Source organism: Roseobacter cerasinus (genome assembly GCF_009811755.1).
Lineage (GTDB): Bacteria > Pseudomonadota > Alphaproteobacteria > Rhodobacterales > Rhodobacteraceae > Roseobacter > Roseobacter cerasinus.
Genome location: NZ_BLIV01000022.1, coordinates 1 through 1,040, shown reverse-complemented (window position 1 = coordinate 1,040; position 1,040 = coordinate 1). Strand labels below are relative to the sequence as shown.

The window sequence follows — 1,040 nt, the reverse complement described above, 5'->3', positions numbered from 1 at the left end:
ATGATGAAGACGCGCGCGGCTGTTGCGGTTGCTGCTGGGAAGCCTTTGGAAGTTATGGAGGTGAACCTGGAGGGCCCGCGGGCGGGCGAGGTTCTGGTGGAGATCAAGGCGACGGGCCTGTGCCACACGGATGAGTTCACGCGCTCGGGTGATGACCCCGAAGGTATTTTTCCCGCGATCCTTGGCCATGAAGGCGCGGGCGTTGTGATCGAGGTGGGCGAGGGCGTCACCAGCCTGGAGGTGGGCGACCATGTGATCCCGCTTTACACGCCGGAATGCCGCGAATGCGAGTACTGCCTGAACCCGAAAACCAACCTCTGTCAGAAGGTGCGCGCCACGCAAGGGGCGGGCCTGCTGCCGGATGGGTCGACGCGGTTCTCGATGCTGGATGGCACGCCGATCCACCACTACATGGGCTGTTCGACCTTCGCCAATCATACAGTGGTACCTGAAATAGCGCTCGCAAAGGTCCGAAAAGACGCGCCTTTTGACAAGATCTGCTACATCGGCTGCGGCGTGACCACGGGCATCGGGGCGGTGATCAACACCGCCAAGGTCGAGATCGGCTCGCGCTGTGTGGTCTTTGGGCTGGGCGGCATTGGTCTCAACGTGATCCAGGGGCTGCGCATGGCGGGCTGTGACCAGATCGTGGGGGTTGATCTGAACGACGACAAGGCGGTGATGGGACAACAGTTCGGGATGACGGATTTTGTCAATCCATTAAAGGTGGATGGGGATATGGTGGCCCATCTGGTTGAGCTTACGAAGGGTGGCGCGGATTACACCTTCGACGCCACGGGCAATGTGAATGTGATGCGGACGGCGCTGGAGTGCGCCCACAAGGGCTGGGGGGAGAGCATCATCATCGGGGTCGCACCTGCGGGCGCGGAGATCTCGACGCGGCCCTTCCAGCTGGTCACGGGGCGCGTCTGGCGCGGCACGGCCTTTGGCGGGGCCAAGGGGCGCACGGATGTGCCGAAGATTGTGGACTGGTACATGGACGGCAAGATCGAGATCGACCCGATGATCACCCACAAGCT

1 protein-coding gene is annotated in these 1,040 nt (G+C 62.1%); it reads left to right on the top strand.

Going from position 1 to position 1,040, the window contains the following annotated elements; genetic code table 11:
- Positions 1-3: 3 nt before the first annotated feature.
- Positions 4-1,040: S-(hydroxymethyl)glutathione dehydrogenase/class III alcohol dehydrogenase (locus tag So717_RS21990; RefSeq protein ID WP_159981419.1), on the top strand; the 1,037-nt coding region annotated here is incomplete at its 3' end.